This is a genomic window from Pseudomonas sp. LBUM1645 (assembly GCF_059716185.1).
Map to the genome: position 1 here is coordinate 3,234,866 of NZ_CP166811.1, position 19,111 is coordinate 3,253,976.

The 19,111-nt window shown below is 60.8% G+C and carries 14 protein-coding genes; 1 reads left to right on the top strand and 13 read right to left on the bottom strand.

Going from position 1 to position 19,111, the window contains the following annotated elements:
• Positions 1 to 169: 169 nt before the first annotated feature.
• Positions 170 to 1,138 (top strand): hypothetical protein, encoded by a 969-nt coding sequence (locus ACA079_RS14595; RefSeq protein WP_497704063.1) that lies wholly within the window; start codon positions 170 to 172, stop codon positions 1,136 to 1,138.
• A 151-nt stretch (positions 1,139 to 1,289) separates the two neighbouring features.
• Here the strand turns inward: ACA079_RS14595 and ACA079_RS14600 are convergent, their stop codons facing one another.
• The 13 genes from ACA079_RS14600 to ACA079_RS14660 all read right to left on the bottom strand — a co-directional run bounded on the left by ACA079_RS14600 (position 1,290) and on the right by ACA079_RS14660 (position 19,110).
• On the bottom strand, positions 1,290 to 3,641 hold the full coding sequence (locus tag ACA079_RS14600) for a tetratricopeptide repeat protein (protein WP_497704064.1): 2,352 nt from the start codon (positions 3,639 to 3,641) through the stop codon (positions 1,290 to 1,292).
• A gap of 118 nt (positions 3,642 to 3,759) precedes the next feature.
• Positions 3,760 to 6,276 (bottom strand): fused MFS/spermidine synthase, encoded by a 2,517-nt coding sequence (locus tag ACA079_RS14605; protein WP_497704065.1) that lies wholly within the window; start codon positions 6,274 to 6,276, stop codon positions 3,760 to 3,762.
• Positions 6,277 to 6,464: 188 nt separating this feature from the next.
• Entirely contained in the window at positions 6,465 to 8,051 is a 1,587-nt protein-coding gene (locus tag ACA079_RS14610) for an arylsulfatase (RefSeq protein ID WP_497704066.1), read from the bottom strand.
• Positions 8,052 to 8,132: 81 nt separating this feature from the next.
• Positions 8,133 to 9,161, bottom strand: coding sequence for an HAD family hydrolase (locus tag ACA079_RS14615; protein WP_497704067.1), 1,029 nt, complete (start codon positions 9,159 to 9,161; stop codon positions 8,133 to 8,135).
• Positions 9,158 to 10,585, bottom strand: a complete 1,428-nt coding sequence (locus tag ACA079_RS14620) for a BatD family protein (RefSeq protein WP_497704068.1) — start codon at positions 10,583 to 10,585, stop codon at positions 9,158 to 9,160. The genes ACA079_RS14615 and ACA079_RS14620 overlap by 4 nt, the downstream gene beginning before the upstream one ends.
• The gene (locus ACA079_RS14625; RefSeq protein ID WP_497704069.1) at positions 10,582 to 12,162 is read right to left on the bottom strand and encodes a VWA domain-containing protein; all 1,581 of its coding nucleotides are present in this window, start codon (positions 12,160 to 12,162) and stop codon (positions 10,582 to 10,584) included. The genes ACA079_RS14620 and ACA079_RS14625 overlap by 4 nt, the downstream gene beginning before the upstream one ends.
• Position 12,163: 1 nt before the next feature.
• Positions 12,164 to 13,156 (bottom strand): vWA domain-containing protein, encoded by a 993-nt coding sequence (locus tag ACA079_RS14630; protein ID WP_497704070.1) that lies wholly within the window; start codon positions 13,154 to 13,156, stop codon positions 12,164 to 12,166.
• Positions 13,143 to 13,733, bottom strand: a complete 591-nt coding sequence (locus tag ACA079_RS14635) for a DUF4381 domain-containing protein (protein ID WP_497704071.1) — start codon at positions 13,731 to 13,733, stop codon at positions 13,143 to 13,145. The genes ACA079_RS14630 and ACA079_RS14635 overlap by 14 nt, the downstream gene beginning before the upstream one ends.
• Positions 13,730 to 14,668, bottom strand: a complete 939-nt coding sequence (locus tag ACA079_RS14640) for a DUF58 domain-containing protein (RefSeq protein ID WP_497704072.1) — start codon at positions 14,666 to 14,668, stop codon at positions 13,730 to 13,732. The genes ACA079_RS14635 and ACA079_RS14640 overlap by 4 nt, the downstream gene beginning before the upstream one ends.
• A gap of 8 nt (positions 14,669 to 14,676) precedes the next feature.
• The gene (locus ACA079_RS14645) at positions 14,677 to 15,657 is read right to left on the bottom strand and encodes an AAA family ATPase (protein WP_436273944.1); all 981 of its coding nucleotides are present in this window, start codon (positions 15,655 to 15,657) and stop codon (positions 14,677 to 14,679) included.
• A 27-nt stretch (positions 15,658 to 15,684) separates the two neighbouring features.
• Positions 15,685 to 16,722 carry a hypothetical protein gene (locus tag ACA079_RS14650; RefSeq protein ID WP_497704073.1) on the bottom strand — a complete coding sequence of 346 codons (1,038 nt, stop codon included), beginning with the start codon at positions 16,720 to 16,722 and terminating at the stop codon, positions 15,685 to 15,687.
• An 18-nt stretch (positions 16,723 to 16,740) separates the two neighbouring features.
• A complete protein-coding gene (locus ACA079_RS14655; protein ID WP_497704074.1) occupies positions 16,741 to 17,694 on the bottom strand; it encodes a SphA family protein in 954 nt (317 codons plus the stop codon).
• A gap of 12 nt (positions 17,695 to 17,706) precedes the next feature.
• Positions 17,707 to 19,110 carry a DUF1254 domain-containing protein gene (locus tag ACA079_RS14660; protein ID WP_497704075.1) on the bottom strand — a complete coding sequence of 468 codons (1,404 nt, stop codon included), beginning with the start codon at positions 19,108 to 19,110 and terminating at the stop codon, positions 17,707 to 17,709.
• Between the last annotated feature and the right edge of the window lies 1 nt (position 19,111).

A 19,111-nucleotide genomic window follows, 5' to 3' on the forward strand; every position in this document is an offset into this window, starting at 1 on the left:
ATCGCAGCCTGCGGCAGCTCCTACACGCGATTGCGTAAATCTGAAACATTGCGGATGTACACGGCCGTTGTAGGAGCTGCCGCAGGCTGCGATCTTTTTGCTTTGGGCAGTGATGGCACTTTGGTAGAGTCCGCACCTCATAAGGAAGTCGTACGGAAAGGAGTCTGGTTTGAGTGTGGGCAAGAAGATTTTAGGGTTGACCGCGTTTCTACTGATGTTGACCCTGTGGGGCGGTTACTTTTATGTGTTCCAGGAAAACCGCGGCGGGCAGTTGGGTGGTGCGTTCGACAGTTACGCCTGGTGCGGCACGCCACCGGCCGCCGATGCGCTGTCGCTTGGCAAGGATCAGCTGACCCTGCGCATCACCAACAACCTGCGTGGCGAGTTCATGCTCAGTGGCGCGTTGATTGTTTCCGAGCGCACTTTCAACCGCTACGACCTGGGCCGTAACGAGCTGCGCCTGCGCCTGGAACCGCTGCAATGGTCCTACGGCGCCACGCCGATTTTCCTCGAACAGGTCAAAATCAAACCCCTGAGCCGTAACCTCGCTTCAGACAACAAAAGTGCTTACGCGGAGCTCGAACCGCGACCGATTGGCGTGCAGGGGCGCGCCACCGAGTTTCCCTTCGACACCTACCGCTATGGCTACAAACCGGTGCTGTATTACCTCAAGGGCAATGAGCGCATCGACCTGCGCTTTCGTCACATCACCACGGTGATGGAGATGTCGAACACCTTTACGCCCATTCAGAAGTACAACCGGGTCGAGTACATCAATGAGAAAAACCCGTTGGTTCGCGACGAGGATTACAAGCCTTACGCCGCCAACGAATGCGCGTTCAGCGTCGAGCGCAAAGGCTCGTTCAAGGTGATCGTCTTGCTGTTACTGCTGGTGATTTGCCTGCCGCTGATGCATGTGTTTTATCGCGACGAGCCGGGTATTGATTTTCTCGCCACGCTGGTGAGTATCGGGGCGATCCGGGTGTTTCTGGTGGGGCCGTTGCACGACTTTCAGTTGTACAACATTGACTTCCTGTTTGGCGCGGCGATTTTGCTGGTGGGGACGGTGTCGTTGATCAAGGCGATGCGGGCGAATAGTCGGCGGGAGTTGGCGTTGAAGAGTGGGTCGTCCTGGTAGTTCAGAGCCGAGATTGTTGTCGTCTGCGCCGGCCTCATCGCGAGCAAGCTCGCTCCCACAGTGGGTCTGTTGTGGCCACACAATCCGTGTACACCAGAGATCCATTGTGGGAGCGAGCTTGCTCGCGAGGGGCCTTTGGATCAGCCCCCCATCACTTCAACGCCGGATCCCCCATGTTCATTTTCTTCCAGCCTTGCAGCAACACCTGCGCCTTCGGTTCCTGCCCGTTATCCAGGTAGTACTGGATCAACGACAACCGGGCATTGCGATTGGCCGGCTGCACTTTCAACAATCGCTCCAACTCCACGCAAGCTTCATCGACCTTGCCGCTGTCGTGCAACGCCACCGCCAACACGTAACCGTATTGGGCGTTTTGTGGCTCCAGTTGCGCCGCTTTGTGCAGGGCCGGCATGGCCTGAGCTGATTTGCCCGCGCGCACCAGCGACAGGCCTTGAGTGTGTTGCAGCAGGGCGGCATCTGGATGTTCTTTCAGGCTCTGCGCCAGCAGCGTCTGAGCTTCCTGATTGCGGCCGTTAGCCTCCAGCCATTGCACCAGCGTCACCAGCGCCGGGTAGAAATCCGGATCGCGCTTGAGGGCTGTGCGCAGCAGCGCTTCTACTTCACCGCTACGACCGCTGGCCTGATAAAGCATGGCGAGGTTGAGGTTGGCTTCGGCGCGTTCGGCCAGGCTCTTCTGGACTTCCTCGTATTCGGCGATGGCTGCATTCCAGTTGTCCTGGGCGCTGCCTAAGCCATTACGGGCCACGCTCAGCAGATCCCGGGCCGCGACAATCCGCACAGCCTTCACCGGATCGCCCAGCAACGGCGTCAGCAGCGGCGCGCGCTCCGGTGGCGGCAGGAACGCGCTGATCGCCCGGACGGCGCTTTCACGCACTTGCGGGGCCGGGTTGTTCAAGTCCTGGGTGGCCAGTTTCAATGCCTGTTCGCTGGGATACAGCGGCAACTCGGCGAGTAGGGTCGCGCGCTGAATCGCTGGCAAATGGCTAAGTTGAAGCTGCTCGTACAAGGCTTGCGCCGCTCCGGGCTGACCGTTGCGAATCAGCCACAGGCTTTCGTCGTAACGCGGTACCTGCGCGGTGGTGGTGTTCCAGAGCTTGAATTGCTCGGTGACCTTGTCGCCAGCCTTGCCCTGGTGACAGGTCAGGCAAGCGTCCGGCGTGCCGAGTTTTTTCGCCCGCTCAGGGTTGGGGATGCTGAAACTGTGGTCATGCCTGAAGTCATTGCCCATGTAGAACTTGCCGGGCATATGGCAATCCACGCATTGCGAACCCGGTTGGCCCATGGTGTGGCGGGTGTGTTCGATGGAATCGTAGTTCTTCGCTTGCAGCCCTTTGCCGTCGACACCGTCTACCGAGGTCTTGCCGGCGGTGTTGTGGCATTGCAGGCAGACACCGTTGCCCGGTGCCTTGAGCTCGGTGCTGTGCGGGTTGTGGCAGTTACTGCAGCGCACACCCTTGTCGAACATTTTGCTCTGGGCAAAGGAGCCGTGTTCGAACACTTCGTCCTTGATCTTGCCGTCCAGTGCGTACAACTCGCGGGTCAGGGGGCTCGGCAGGTAGTCATCCATCAGGCGCTTGCCGGCGGTGAAGCCGTCACCCAATGGCGCGCGGCGCGAGTGGCAGCGGGCACAGGTTTCGATTTCGACAGTGGCGTTCTTGTCCTTCAGGTCGACGGCAAAACCGGCATGGACCAGGTCACCTTTTTTTGCCGTCCATGCCAGGTGGTTGGAGGCCGGACCATGGCAAGCCTGACAGCCGACACCGAGACTATTCCAATGGCTGTCGAAGGTGTTTTTCGCAGCATCGAAATTGCGTTTGTAACCGGTGGTGTGGCACTCGACGCACATGAAGTTGGCGTTCTGGCTCGGCTTGCTCCAGTGCAACGGGTCTTTGAAGTTCACGCCCTGGCCCGGATAGAGGTGAAACCAGCGGTGCTTTTCGGTATCCCAGGCCACGCCGAGGGCCTGCAACCGACCTTCGCCGACCTCGATCAGGTATTGCTGTAATGGCGCGATGCCGAAGGTATAGGCGACCTTGAAGTCGGCATTCTTGCCGTCAATGCCGGGGGTGTTGACCCAGAATTCGTTGCCCTTGCGCGAGAAACGGCTGGTTTCGTTTTCCGCTTTGAAAGTGACGTTTTTGAAGTCGCCCAGCATCGTCTCGGCGTTGGCTTCCTGCATTGCCAATTGGTGATGGGAGCCTTGCCAGTCCTTGACCTGCTCGCTGTGGCAGCCTTGGCATTGTTGCTCTTCGACCATCGTCGCCGGCGCCACGGCGACCGGTTGCGGTTTGGCCGGCTGAGCGACCGGCGTACTGACAGGCGCATAAGTCACGGGGGCCGGTTTGCTGCTGAACAGAAACCAGCCGATGCCCGCGACGGCCAATAGCAAAACGCCGATGGTGATGGGAAACAGGTAACGGTTAATCAAGGTCGGTGGCGAATCAGGGTTTGGCTGTACCGCTTTATTTTTATGTTTCGGCATTGCGACTTCCATAGTCCGGGTGCGTTTGCCGTCAGGCGCGCGTTCAAGCTCGACGCAGCTTTGCCGGATGGCCGGCGTCTGTCAAATGACGGTTGTGATCCACTGTGCAGGCGCTGTATCACTCCCCGACAAACCACCGAAAATACGGATTCCCCCCATCCCCGCGCATCACCTCGCGAATATCCCTGGCCCACGCGTCGCGGTCACCGTCATAAGCATGCAGACTCGCCCGATAGAACTGCATCAGGCGTTGCTGGTGTGCGTTCATCCGTTCGTTGAAACCCGCATCGGCATTCACCAGCGGTGGCGCTATGCGCAGGTCCAGCAAGGCCGGCAGTACGCGGCTGATTTCTTTGGCCCGCACCCACGGCGCATATTCGATACGCGGCTGATCGTCGGTCACCGGTTGGGCGTCGGCAACAAAACGCTCCAGGCCTGTACGATCGGTGACCCAGGTCGAGAGCAACGCTGCAGCGGAGCCAATGCCCACGTCCTGCAAGGTGCTGCGCACCGTTTCCTGTTGAAAGCGTTGGCTGATTTTCACCGCGTCCAGTTCGATCGGTTCCATCGAGCCCACCAGCAGCATTTCGTGGAACTCGCTGGTCCACAGGGTGGCGTAGGGGAAGACGTCGAGAAAGCTGCGCACCAGTGACCGCGAATCGTCGATGTTCTGGGTGGGCAGTGGCAACCACTGAGCGACCAGGCCTTGTTTCTCCAGGCGATTGGCAGCCAATTGATAGAAGTCCCGGGAATACAAATTCACCACGCCAGCAGCGGAGGGCGGTGGTGGTTCGAGGGTGATCAAGTCGTAGCGCTGTGGGTTGCGCAGCAGTTCCTGCCGGCCATCCTGCAGGCGTACGTCAACGCTAGGGTCAGCGGCCGCATTGAAGTTGCCTTTGAACAACGGCGCAGCTTTGACCACCGATGGCAGCAACTCGGCCACGACACGATGCTCCAGCCCCGGATAGCGGGTCAGGGCACCCGCGGTGATGCCGGTGCCAAAACCGATCACCAGCGCCGAGCGCGGTTCGCCATTGTGGATCAGCAGCGGCAACAGCGCCTGGATACGCATGTAGCGCAGGGACGGCATGGCGTCGCCGGTGTTGGATACACCCTGGATGTACAAACGCTGGAACGCTTTTTGTCCTTTGCCCTGAGTGACCACGGCGACGGTTCCACCGCGTCCTTCTTCGTAAAAAGCCAGAGTGCCGTTGCGTGCACCGGGAAGCAGGCTGGCGAGTTTGTTTACGGGCGTAAAAACGGCCACCGCAATCGACAACAGGCCGATAGCGACCACAGCCTGGCGTCGTCCTTTCTTGACCCCATGACCCTTGCGCACCGCGAAGTACCCAATCCCGGCGGCGACAATCGCCAGCAGGCCCAGGGTTCGGACCAGCCCCAGCAACGGGATCAGCACAAACCCGCAGAGCATCACCCCGACAATCCCGCCCAGCGTATTGAACGCTACCACCGCGCCGACAGCCTGACCGACCCGCTCGCGGCCGACGCTCAAACGCAGGGCCAACGGAAATGCGGCGCCGAGCAGCAGGGTGGGTACAAACACGATGCTCACTGCCGCCACCGCAAACCGCGCGGTCATGCCCAGCAGGTCACTCGCACCCAACGACAACACCCAGGTTTCGGCCAGGCTTTGGGCGACCACCAGCCAGCGTCCGAGCAAGGCGATTTCCAGCAACGCGACGAGCCCGGCACCGGCAATCAGCAAACCGAACACACCCCAGGGATCGCGAATGCGGTCAACCCGACGGGCCAGCAGGATGCTGCCGAGAAACAGCCCGGTGAGGTACGTCGCCAGCACCACCGCAAAGGCGTAAGTACGGGTGCTCATGAACTGTACGATCGATTGCGACCAAACCACTTCGTATCCGAGGGCCACGCCACCAGCAATTGAATACAGCCACAAGGCAACGCGGTCGGGTGCTTTGTCGGCGTGGTGCTTGACCGGCGCAGCATCGCTCGGCAGCGAGCGGTGGCGTTGAAGCCACAAGGCACCGACGGCGGCCAGCAGGTTCAGCATGGCCGCGGCCAAGGCACTGCCGCGCACACCGAGGGTCGCAATCAACACAAACGTGGCGAGCAGGGTGCCGGCGATGGCCCCGGCGGTGTTCGCCGCATAGAGCTGCCCGCCGGCCTTGCCCAGTTGTTGCGGGTTTGCTGCCAACGAACGAACCAGCACTGGCAGGGTGCCGCCCATCAGCAGCGCCGGAATGCTCACCAGCGCAAACGGCAACACCCAGGCCAGCAGGCCGACTTGCTGTTCCAGCCAGGCAAACGGGCTGGCCGCGAGGCTCATGGCGAAGGTCGCACCGACACCGAGTACGGCCACCAGCACTTCCAGCCCTGCATAGAGCAGAATCGGCTTTTGCAAGCGGTCGGCCCATCGGCCGAACAACAAACCGCCTAACGCCAATCCGGCAAAAAATGCGCTGATCCCGGTGGTGATGGCGTACACCTCGACGCCGACCACCAGCGACAGCTGCTTGATCCACAGCACCTGATACACCAGCGCCGCGGCACCGGAGACGAACAGCAGCAGGGCGGGAATCAGCAGCGCCGGGGTGGCGATCTGAGTGGCAGGGATGGCCGACGACTTGCTGGCGACACGTGAGGACATTGTGGATTGCCTTGTGCAAAATTTGAATCGAACACGAACCGGCGTAGGAGCTGCCGCAGGCTGCGATCTTTTGATCTTGAAGGCTGAAGATCAAAAGATCGCAGCCTGCGGCAGCTCCTACAGTGAATGTGTTCACATCCTGGAAATAGGGCCGCTCGCCGGTGAAGGCGAACGGCGGTCGAGCGGTCTTACTGTGCAGGCTGGTTCTTCATTTTTTCCGCGATTTTTGCATCCACGGCCGCACGGATCTGATCAATGCTGAAGCTGGCCGGTTTCTGGCTTGGCGGATACTCGATGAACGTTTGCAGGAACCCCGCAGACTTCTGTACTGCTTGAGCGGCCAGGTAGACGTTTTTGGTTTGCCAATCGTAATACTGATCGGAAACCACGTCGGCCCGTTCGTACGGGTCCATCCTCAGGTTGAGGATTTTCGGCACGCGCAGGCACACGAACGGTTCGCTCCAGACTTTAAAGCCGCCGGGTTCGCGTTGTTCGCAGAACACCACTTTCCAGTTATCGAAGCGCATCGAGACCAGCACGCCGTCGTCGTTGAAGTAGTAGAACTCCTTACGCTCGCCTTTCGGTTGTTGGCCCGTCAGGTACGGCAGTTGGTTGAAACCGTCCAGGTGCACTTTGAAGTTGTTGCCACCCGATGTCGGTGCCCAGCCTTTGAGCAGCTTGCCTTTCACGTCGGCATCGCCAGCCGCCGCGAGCAGGGTCGGGAACCAGTCCATGCCCGAGAACATCTCGTTGGAGACTTCACCCGCCTTGATCTTGCCCGGCCAGCGAACAATCGCCGGTACCCGGTAGGCGCCTTCCCAGTTGGAGTTCTTCTCGTTGCGGAACGGCGTGGTCGCCGCGTCCGGCCAGGAGAACTGGTTCGGGCCGTTGTCGGTGGTGTAGACGACGATGGTGTTGTCGGTGATTTTCAGGTCGTCGAGGGTTTTCAGCAGTTTGCCGACGTCACCGTCGTGCTCGAGCATGCCGTCCGCATACTCGTTGCCGGGCATGCCGCTCTGGCCCTTCATCGAATCGCGCACGTGGGTGAACACGTGCATGCGGGTGGTGTTCATCCAGACGAAGAACGGTTTGTCCGCCTTGGCCTGTTTCTCGATGAACGCCTGCGCAGCGGCGGTGGTTTCGTCGTCGATGGTTTCCATGCGCTTGGTGGTCAGCGCGCCGGTGTCTTCGATCTTGCCGTCGGCGAAACTGTGGATCACGCCGCGCGGAGTGTTGGCCTTGACGAACTCGGCATCGTCTTTTGGCCAGTACGGACGCTCAGGTTCTTCTTCGGCGTTGAGGTGATACAGGTTGCCGAAGAACTCGTCGAACCCGTGGTTGGTCGGCAAGTATTCATCTTTGTCGCCCAAGTGGTTTTTACCGAACTGGCCGGTTGCATAACCCTGGGACTTGAGTGCCTGGGCGATGGTGATGTCGCGTTTTTGCAGGCCCACCGGGGCACCCGGTATACCGACTTTCGACAGGCCGGTACGCAACGGCGTCTGGCCGGTGATGAAGGATGAGCGTCCAGCCGTGCAGCTGTTCTCCGCGTAATAGTCGGTGAACATCATGCCTTCTTTGGCAATCCGGTCGATGTTTGGAGTCTTGTACCCGACCACGCCCATGGAATAGGCGCTGATGTTGGTCTGGCCGATGTCATCGCCAAAGATCACTAGAATGTTGGGTTTTTCAGCGGCTCCGGCTGTTGCCGAAATCGCCATCACCGAGGCTGCCACCAGGGCGAATTTCGGTAGCCACTTGTGTATGCGAGTCATCTGACTTGCTCCTTTGCTCCTTTGCTCACTTGCGTCGCTCAAGCGCGACAAACGTTTTTTGCAGTCCTGCATTACGCTTTTTTATTGCACTTGCTCGGGTGCGGCGGCCTCGAAGGGATAGATCCGGCGCCATTCGGCGGCCATATCCACGATAGTCCAGCCGCGGGTTTTTGCTTCGTCCAGGGCCTTGTCCAGACGACCGATCTGGGATTGACGGTCGTAGGCCCATTCGCGTTTGGCGTCGGTGTGATGCACCAGACCCATTAAGCGTTTGCCCGGCCCGGCGGCAGTCCACTGCAACATTTGCAGGTCGCCGTCGGAGTTGCCGAACGCGAGGATCGGACGCCGGCCGATGACCGCGTCGATGCTTTCCGGCTTGCCCGGGCCATCATCGTTGTGGGCCAGTTTGGCGGTGCGCAGGATCGACGGCTGGCCGTCCTTGAGCTGGTAGGCGGTGACAAATGTGGTGCCGATCACTTGTTCCGGCGGGATGCCATAGACCTTCTCGGCAAAGGCGCGCATGAACGCGGTGTCACCGCCGGAGACGATGTAGGTTTTGAAACTCTGGCTGCGCAGGTAGTCGAGCATTTCCAGCATCGGCTGGAAGATCATCTCGGTGTACGGTTTGCCGGTTTTCGGATGGCGCGCCTGGGTTAGCCAGGTTTTGGCGTAGTCATCGAAGGCTTCGGTGGTCATGCCGGTGTGGGTGGCACCGAAGATTTTCAGGATGCCGTCCATGCCCGACTCGCCCAGGGCCTTGTGATCATTTTCCAGCACGGCTTTGAATGGTTGGGTGGTTGCCCATTCCGGGTGCTGCGGTGCGGTGCGCTTGACCTCTTCCAGGGCAAACAGCAATTCGAAGTACATCGGCTGCTCGCTCCACAGCGTGCCGTCGTTGTCGAACACGGCGATACGATCGGCGGGTTTGACGAAGTCCTTGCTGCTTTGATCGGTCACCGCCTGGACGAACTCGATGATGTTCTTTTTCGCCGGGCCGTCGTTCCACGAAGGCAGGGGCTCGCTGGTCTGGGCCAGCGCCGGCAGGCTCAGTGCAAGGGTTAACAGCAGCGTCAGCCCGTAGCGGTGGCGGGGCGATATCGGGTTCGTCATGGGAAATCCTTCTCGTGAGCGGGATTGAGTGGATGTAGTGCAGGTGCGGCTGATTCTGTGTCGCGTTTGGCCTGACTATGCAGCGTAGCCAATGATTGCTTGAGGTGGCGCAGCGCCTGGTCTTCGGTGGGTTGACGGCTGTAACAGGCGCGCAACAGGTCTTGCAGACGCGGACCAAGGTTCGTCAGTTTCAGGCCCATGCGGCTGCGTCTGGCCCACAGGTACAGGGCGCTCAACTGTGCGGGTTTGCCGTCGATTTGCGCCGGAATTTGCCGCCAGGCGTAGTCGGCGGATTCCAGCCAGGCGACGTGTCGGGCGCGGCGTCGGGCCTGCCATCGAAGGTACGCACGATGGACGAGCGGACGGGCAAACCAGCCGAGCAGCGCCACGATCAACAGCAATGCCGACAGCCCCAACCAATGTCCGGAGAGATGCAGACGACTTTTCTGGCCGAGTTTTTTCAGGTCTTCGGTGATCGAAAATACCGGCCGATAAGCGCTGTTGGCCGCGGCATCGAAGGTCACCGCCGGGACTTGGGCCGTGCGAGCCTGGCGAGTGCTGGCGTCCCACCATTTCAGCTCGATCGCCGGCAGGTTATGGCGGCCTTCGGTGTCGATCCGATAGGTCGCGGTGTCGATGCGCTGGCCGCCGTTGAAATTGCCGCGACCGTCGTCGAGGTTGCTGATCTGCGCGGCTTTCGGATAACGGCTGAGGCCGGCGACATCCTCCAGTGACGGCGCGGGCAGCGACATGGCCAGGGCGTCGTCGGCCTGCAACGTCAGTTGCCGGGTGAGGCTGTCACCGACCTTCAGGGGTGTCGCCGAGTTGACGGTTTTTTGCGTGAAGCGCAGCCCTTGGGCCACCAGCACCGGCTCGCCGGGCTGGAACCCCGGTGGTTGTGTGGCAATGAAGTGCAGTGGCTGGCTTTGGGCTGTCAACGGCGCGCTGGCCTGACCGGGCGTGGCGCGCACCGTCAATGCCGGGATGTCGAAACCCTGGGCCAGATTAGGGGTGATCCGGTAGCTGTAGCGCATGCCGTTGAACGACTTGCCGTCGAGCGTCTGATTCAGATGTTCAGCGTGGCCGTCGGGCGGCATCACCAGTGCGCCGGGCAGTTTCAGATCGGGCAGGGTGGGGGCATCGGTGAACCAGCTGTCGGTGAGGACATCGAGTTGCAGTTCCAGAATGCCGCCGACCATGACTGAGTCGGCGGGTTGCAGGCGGGTCTGGATTCGCAGCTCGGGTTCGGCGGCCAGAGCGCTGGTGCTGATCAGGCAGATGAGCAAGGTGCCAATGACAGTGGAGAATGACAGGCCGCCATCGCGAGCAAGCTCGCTCCCACATTTGATCTGCATGCACCGCAAATCCCCTGTGGGAGCGAGCTTGCTCGCGATAGCCGCGACTCGGTCTATCAGACGGATCATGGCTTGCCTCCCGCCTGATCCTGCAAACTGAATTTCTGCTTCAGGAATTTCGCCGGCGACGTACTGAGGTTCTGCAACCACAGCGCATCCGACGCCGCTTGCTCGGTCTCGACCGGTTTGCTCTGGCCCTTGCCCGGCGCCTTGTCCATTTTGATGTCGTCGGGTTTGACCTCGGGCGCGTTCTGTTCGGCGCTGTCGGTGTCTTTCTGCAAGGCGATGGCCAAGGTCAGGTTGGCGGTGGCTTCAGGGAATTGCGGTTGCACCTTCAACGCCTGGGTATACGCGGCGATGGCCTGATCAAACTTGAAGCGGCGCACGTAAATATTGCCCAGGTAGAAATACGCCTGCGGGGTGTCCAGTCGCGCGAAACTGGCCAGTGCCAGGTCATAATCGGCGGCGTTGTAGGCGGCAATGCCTTTCCAGTAGGGATCAACGAAATGCGCGGCAGCCTGCGGGAAGTGCTCGTGCTCGAAGGCCCAGCGGCCTTGCTGGTCAGGGGTGAAAAAAGCATCGGTCAACGCATTGGCTTCGGCCGGTGCCGGTTGCAGGCCAATACCCAGTGCCAGCAACCACCCGGCCATCCAGTTCAGGCTCCAGCCCTTGCGCACGCTGAAGAAGGCGATCAGCAATAGCGGCCAGCACAGCCAGTAACCGGCGTCCTTCCAGTGCAGTTCGCGCTGTCCATCGCTGGCAGCCTGGAAATGCTGCTGGGCGTGCAGCTCGATCCAGTCCAGGTCGTCGTTATTGAGCGTCAGGCTACCCAACGGCGCATCCAACGTTGATCCAAGCTGTTTGAGTGCGGCCTGATCAAAACTGCCGAGTGCCGGACGACCATTGCTGTCGGTACGTGGCTGGCCGTTGGCGTCGTGGATGATTCCGCCGTCCTCGCTGCCGACGGCCAGAATCAGCACTTGCAGCGCGCTGTCGTCCAGTTGCTTGTCCAGACCGCTGAGTTGTGAGGTGTCGGCGCCGTCGGTGATCAGCAGCAGGGTTCCCGGCGTTTTCTCGGCGATCAGCAGGCGTTTGGCTTGCTCGATCACCGCGCCGACATTTTTCCCCGGTTTGCTGATCAGGTCGGTGCTCAGGGCTTGAATGAAGGTGTCGAGCAGGGCCGGGTCGTCCGTCGGCGGCAGTACTAGATGCGCGCTCCCCGCGTAGGCGATCAACCCGCTGCGCACACCGGCGCGACGCTGGATCAGGTCATGCAGCTTGTGTTTGGCCGCTTCCAGACGACTTGGCTGTATGTCGGTGGCGTCCATGGACGGCGACAGGTCAATGGCGATGATCAGTGGCGCGCGATTTTCCAGAAAGTCCGGACGGTCCTGTTCCCAAGTGGGCCCGGCAGCGGCGATGGCGCCCAGCATCAACAACGCGCACGCCAGATGCACGGGCCGAAAGCGCTGTTGATCCTGCGGCGTAATCAGCAAATGCGGTAACAAGTGTTCGGCAATGTTGCTGCGCAAGCGCCGTTGCACGTCGCGGCTGCGGCGCCAGAGCCAGGGCAACAGGGCGCCGAACGGCACCAGCAACAGCCACAGTGGACGCAGGAAATGGAAGTCACTGAGATTGATCTCCATCTCAAGCCTCCTGCCGCTGACGCGCGAGTGTCAGGTGCGGACGGAGCAGGGCGCCCAAGTGATAGAGCGCGAGCAAACCGATCGCGGCTCCCATTGGCCACCAGAACAGATCCTTTTTCGGCTGATGACTGAGGGTTTTCACTTGATGCGGCGTGAGTTTGTCGAGGGTGGCGTACACCTGATCCAGCGCATTGCGATCTTCAGCACGGAAGAACTTGCCGCCCGTGGTCTCGGCGATTTGCTGCAAACCCTGAAGATTGACCTTGGCTTCACCCGAGGCGTCAGGGTCACCAATGCCGATGGTATGAATGACCACGCCTTTGGCGGCCGCCATGGACGCCGCGTGATCCGGGGTAATGGCGCTGCTGGTGTCGTTGCCGTCGGTGAGCAGGATCAGGACTTTTTCCTGTTCGTGGGCCTGGTCGAGCAGTTTCAGGCTCAGACCGATGGCGTCACCGATGGCCGTGTTGGGGCCGGCCATGCCGATGCCGGTGTCGTCCAGTAACAGCGACAGACTGGCGTGATCGAGGGTCAGCGGCGCCTGCGGGTAAGCACCACTGCCGAACACGATCAGGCCCAGCCGATCATCTTTGCGCTTGTCGATAAAACCATGAACCACGTCCTTGACCGCCGCCAGACGGTTGATTTTCTGACCGTTGGCGTCGGTGAAATCGGTGGTTTCCATGGACTGGGAAATGTCGATGGCCAGCATCAGGTCACGCACCGGTTGCTGGCGCTCGATCGGTTTTTCGACCAACACCGGGCGAGCGGCGGCCAGCAGCAATAGCGCCCAGACCAGCAGGTTCAGCAGCAACTGCCAGCGATTGCTGCGGGTGCCGGCCTGGCTGGGGGCCTGGCCGACGGCTCGGCTCACGGCGGCGAAAAACGGCACGCGCACGGCGCTGCGGGCTTCGCGGTAATCGGGCAGGTAGCGGTAGCCGAACCACGGCATTGGCAGAAGGAGTAACAGCCAAGGGTAATCAAGCTGCCACATGGTGATGCTCCACCCAGTGTTTGCAGGTGGCGAACAGTTGATCGCGCTTATCGCTCGGTAGCGCCAATAACGTTGCATCGGGCGCATAGGCTAATTGCGCTAGTTGCTGGCTGAAGTCCGCCGGTAACGGCTGCGAACTGTGCAGCACCAAAAATGCTTGCCAACCCTCACCCCCAAGCGCCGCGGGATTTCCCCTGTAGGAGCTGCCGAAGGCTGCGATCTTTTGATCTTGATTTTCAGCGTTCTTGAAACCGCCAAAAGATCGCAGGCTACGCCAGCTCCTACAGTGACCGCGTGCACCCGGCATGGAGAGGGCCACGCGTTTCAGCAGTTCGGGGAGTTCACGCAGAGCTTGCAGCTGATCATCACTGTTTTGCAGTTCAGCCAGACGCACCAACGCCTCGCGCCGATACCGATCCCGCCGCCACTGCCAATACCTCCGTGCGCTGACCAGCAAAACCGCAATCACCAACAGGCAGAGCAACACCCACCAACCCCACGTCTGCGGCGCATAACTGACCGGCGCGGGCAGGGCGATCTCCTTGAGTTGCTCGATGCTCGGGATGTTCGGGTTCATCGCCGACCTCTGCCGAGTTTGCCCAGTTCGGCGCGCAATTGTTCCTGCGCCTCGGTGGCGGTGCTGAACATCATCAGCGGCACCTGACTGCGGCGCAGCAACGTGGCGACGTCCCTAAGCCGACCACTGAGAAAGTCCCCCAGCGGCTGATGAACGCTGCGTTGCTCGACGGCCAGTTCCACCTGCAACTGGCCTTGAGTGATCAGCAAACGGCCATTCTTCGGCAGGTTCAGCGCCAACGGGTCGTAGACCTGCATCGCAATCACATCGTTGTGAGCCGCCAATTGGCGCATCAACTGCAACGTGCGCTCACCGGCGCCGGCAAAATCGCTGACGATGCAAATCAGGTGATCGTGACCGGCCACCGCCAGGCAATGCTGTAACACCTTGTCGAGTTGATCCTCACCTTCGGCGTCCGGATTGGCCGCGTTCAGTTGCTGATTCTGCTCAGCGATGCGACTGCACAGCGCTTCGACACGTTTACGGCTGCGCAGCGGGGCAATGGCGTCGATGCGCAAATCGTTGAACACCAGGCCGCCGACCCGATCTCCCGCGTGGAATACCATCCACGCGGCCAACGCGCCCAGTTCGGCGGCAATGGCGGATTTGAAACTGCGTTGGGAGCCGAAGAACATCGACATGCGCTGATCGACCAGAATCAACGCCGGGCGGTCGCGTTCTTCGGTGAAGGTGCGAACCACCGGTTTGCCGGTGCGCAGCGACGCCCGCCAATCCAGATGACGCAAGTCGTCTCCCGGCTGATAGCGGCGCAGCTCATCGAAGTTCAACCCACGGCCACGCAGGCGCGAGGCATGGTTGCCGGCGAGAATGCTGCCTTGCGGCTGACGCGCGAGGAAACTCAGGTCACGCGCCTTGAACTCCAGGGCCATCAACTGCGCCAGAGAGACATAGACCAGACCGTCCGCACTGTTCATTTTCAACCTCAGGCCGGAATCGCGACTTTGTCGAGCAGGCGATCCAGCACCTGATCGGCAGTGACGCCGTCAGCTACCGCGTCATAGCTCAGTTGCAGACGATGACGCAGCACCGGATGCACCACGGCGCGAACGTTGTCCGGCGAGACAAAATCCTGCCCCTGCAACCAGGCATCGGCCCGGGCGCAACGATCCAGGCCGATACCGCCGCGAGGGCTGGCGCCGATGGCGATCCAGCGACCGAGGTCGGCATCGTAATCGGCGGGGTGGCGGGTGGCATTGATCAGGTCGATCAGGTAGCGGTCGATGGCCGGGGACACGTGAACGGCGCTGACTTCTCGACGCGCCGCGAAGATCACCTCCTGGGACAGCGCGAAGCCTTGCACCGCAGCCGTTTTCGCGCCCAACGCAAACTCCTCTTCACGTAACAGGCGCAGCACCTGGCTTTCGTTTTCCGCACTCGGGTAATCCAGCAGAACCTTCATCAGGAACCGGTCCATCTGCGCTTCCGGCAGCGGGTAAGTGCCTTCCTGCTCAATCGGGTTCTGGGTCGCCACCACGATGAACAGCTCCGGCAACACATGGCTGTTGCCGGCCACAGTGATTTGTCGTTCTTCCATGGCTTCCAGCAACGCGGCCTGAACCTTGGCCGGCGCGCGGTTGATTTCATCCGCCAGAATCAGGTTGCCGAACAGCGGGCCGGGCTGGAACTGGATCTCGTTCTTGCCATCGATCTGGTGCAGCACCTCGGCGCCGGTGATGTCCGACGGCAGCAGGTCGGGAGTGAACTGGATGCGGCTCATTTTCGCGTCTAGGTGTTTGGCCAGCGCTTTGACCGTGCGGGTCTTGGCCAGGCCGGGCAGGCTTTCGAGCAGCAAATGTCCGTTGGCTAACAGGCCAAGGATAATCTGGCGGATCACCTGATCCTGGCCGAGCACGGCTTCGGCGATGCTGGCTTGCAGGGCGTTGAGGTCTTGGAGCGCAGTCATGGGATGTTCCCTTTCTCAAAGGCATGCTCAAAACATGAAAGTTGGAATGACTGGAATGAACGACAAGCGAAAATTCCAGCGGCTGCTGATCAGGTCGTCCGGGTGGATCGCCGAGTACTGAATCTCCCCGGAAATGCGTACCGGCAGCTTGCCGAAATTGAAAATCCGCCCGGCGCCGAGGCCGATGGGGAAGGTGACCTTGTTGCCGCCTTCAGCCTTCCAGTTGACGGTGATGTTGGGCGTCATGCCGACTCGCCATTGCTCGGGGCCGGGGATGTTGCGCTGGATGAAGTACTGAATGTTGGTCAGGCTCACGTCCTTGCGCTTGCTGTCGCCAGCCACCGACCACCAGTGTTGCGGGAACAGCCCCAAGGTCCAGTCTTCGCCCAGATAGGCCGCGACGAACGCCGGGCCGAGGGAGTATTTGCCGGTGCCCAGCACGTCTTCTTCAGCTGTGGGGAACATCGCGGTCGGGCCGAACCCCCAGACCAGCTTGCCGCCCCTGGCGAAGCGGATCGGCTCCTTGGGCGAAAACACGCCGACATAGGCCAGGTCGCCGAAGCCGCTGGTGCGGTCGAACGGGTCCTGCACCACCGAGGTAAAGTCGCCGCGGTCATGCAGCAGTTCATTGGGGCCCATGCCGATCAGGTTGCCGGCCTTGCGGTTCACCGGGGCGCTGACGTAGCTGATGGGTAAACGGTTGATCAGGTTCCAGTCTTCACCGAGGGAAATCGGGAAGGTCGGCATGAAACTGTATTTGCCCAGCATGCGCGTGCCGTTGCTGTGCGGGCCTTTGAGCGCGGTGTAGTCGAATTGGTTGAACAGCAGCACCAGATTGCCCACCGGGTTGTCCATCAGCTTGGCTATCTGTTCCGTGGACGGATCGCAGCCAGCCGCCACGACCTTTTTCAGGTCGATGTCGAAGTCCTGTTGCAGTCGATGGCAAGTCTCTGGGTCACCCTTGGCGACGGGGTGCGCCGGCGTGCTGCCGAGGGCGGGCAAGTCGCCGCTGGCGAAGGCGAAACCGCTGAACACCACGCTGCATAAGGACAATCTGGAACCCATGGCCATCCCTGGTCACTCCTAGAAAAACGCCAACGTCAGGTTGATGCTGAAGCCGTTACCTTCAGGACGGTCCTTGGTGTCGAACTCCGGTACCCAACGCGCGCTGACGCTGGCCTGGGCATCGGCAAATTTACCGGCCCAGCCCACCACCGGACCGGCACCCACCGAGCGGCCGCGAAAGCCGTTGAGTGCATCGGCGGTCTGACCCTTGTCATCGGTGACCTGCTGCACGTAACCGCCGACAACGCCGGCGCTCCAGCCATTGCCGAAACCGTGAGTCCACAGCGCATCGAGGGTGAAAATGTTGCCGTTTCGATAATCCGTGGCGTCGTTCTCGGTGTAGAACTCCAGGCCGCTCGACAGGGTGAACTCGCCACCCTTGCCGTCCAGATGGGTGAAGGCCACGGTGGGCATAAAGGTGTAAGTGTTCTGCCCGGCGTTGGCCAGGCGATCGTCGTTATAGGCGCCGGTCGGCACGTAGATGGGCAGGGAAAGCGAGAGGTGGTTGACCTCATCGAAGTGGTAGCCGGCGGCGATCGGCGTGATCAGCATGTCGGCGAACTGTGTGCCGGTGTCTTCGCTGCCCAGTGTCCGGCCGCGCGGGCCGGTAATGCTGATGTTGACGTCGGTGTACTGCACCGGCACGCCGATGGCCGAGGCGTAGTTCCAGCGACCCTTGCCGGTGTCCCAGATATGGGTGAAGTTGGCCATGGTGTAGGAGACTTTCATGTCCAGATCCACGCCGATCTCACCGACAATCGGCACACCCTTGCTGCCCTTGAGGTCACCGTCGTACCAGATGCTGGTCAGCGACATGACCCAGCCGGGTTCCGGCGGCACGATCCCGGCATTGGAAAATACCTGTTGCCCGGTGATCGGCCGGCCGACTCCGCCCTCGGTCGCGAGGGTCAATGGGCTTGCACCGAGCACGCACAGGGCCAGTAAAGGACGCACAACATAAGGCCTGACCATGACGGACTCCGTTTATTGTTTTGTTTGATTGACGGGGGTCAGCAGCGGCATTTTCCATTGGCCACTGGTGACTTCCGGCTTCGGCAGGTACAAGCGCAACACGCCGTAGAACGGACCGTTCGGCGCCGGCAGCCAATTGCTTTGCAAGTCTTTGGCCGGTGCCTTGTGCTGCACGTAAAGGGTCAGCCCACCGTCGGCGTCGAGCTTGAGATCCGGCAACATCCGCGAGTTGATCAGGTAACGATTCAACGGGTTGGCCACCAGCAATTGGTTCTTGCCGTCATACATCGTCAGCGACCAAAACGCATCGGCCGGGGGTAGGGCGCCCTTGTCGAAATGCAGGCTGTAATCCTGTTTCGAGGCGTCGACCGGCTGGCCGTCCTTGTCGACGAAATAGCCGATGTAGTTCGCCTCTTCGGCGGAGTTGCCAAAGATCCCCATGTTGGCGCCGGCGTAGCGGTACAGGTAGTTGCCGTTCAGGTGATCGCGAGTGCCGAAGAAGTCACCGCTGGTGATCTGGTGGGTGTCGACCTTGTCTTTTTTGAATTGGGCAAACTCGGTTTTGGCATCGCTGATACCGTCCTCAAGCGCCTTGCGCTGTTCAGGCGTGAGTGCGTTCAGTTTGAAAGGCTTGCCGGCTTCAATGCCGATTTTCGCAAAGCGTGCGAGCAAGTCCTTTTCCGCATCCTGGGCCGGGGCGAACGACAGCATGAAGTTCAGGTAGCGGAACAGGTCGGGCGTATCGCTCATGGTCGGCGTGGGTTTCGGCCAGTCGATCTTCGGCGCGGCGGGCGGGGCTTTTTGTTTGACGTAGTGGCTGAGCGTCTCGACCTTGTAACCCTTCTGGATCTCCTCGACCTTGCCCAAGTCCTTTTCATCGAACAACTGCGTGCGATACAACGCGTAGGCGATGTTGGTTTCACTGCGCAGCAGCCGATCGATTTCCACCGGTTGCTGACCTTGCCAGTTCGGCCCGGCAATCATGAAATGCCCGCCGTTGTTGCCCGTGCTACGCGTGCCCAGGTACGCAAAGTTCTGCGTGTAGGCGTCGATCAGCTGCACCGAGTAGTAACGGTGCTCGTCGATGGCCGGCAAGGTCAGCACCACCGGTTCGGCGCGCAGGTCCATCCAGATGAAGGAGTAGGGCGTGTCGGCGTTCGGGGTGACGAAGGCGGTGTCTTTGGCGGTGAACGCCTTGGCGGTGTTGCCTATCTGGTTGAACGGCGCCTTGAAGTTCGGGCTCTTCTTGTCCACGGCCTGGGTGTAGAGGGTCTTGTACATCTCTACCACCGGGAAGCCGTACAAGTAGGCTTCCTTGGCAATGCCCCGGGCTTCTTCCGGGGTGGCGGTGAAGTCGGCCCAGGCGCTGGTGCTCAGGGTGAGCGAGAGCGCGGTGAGCAACAGGCGGTTATTCATA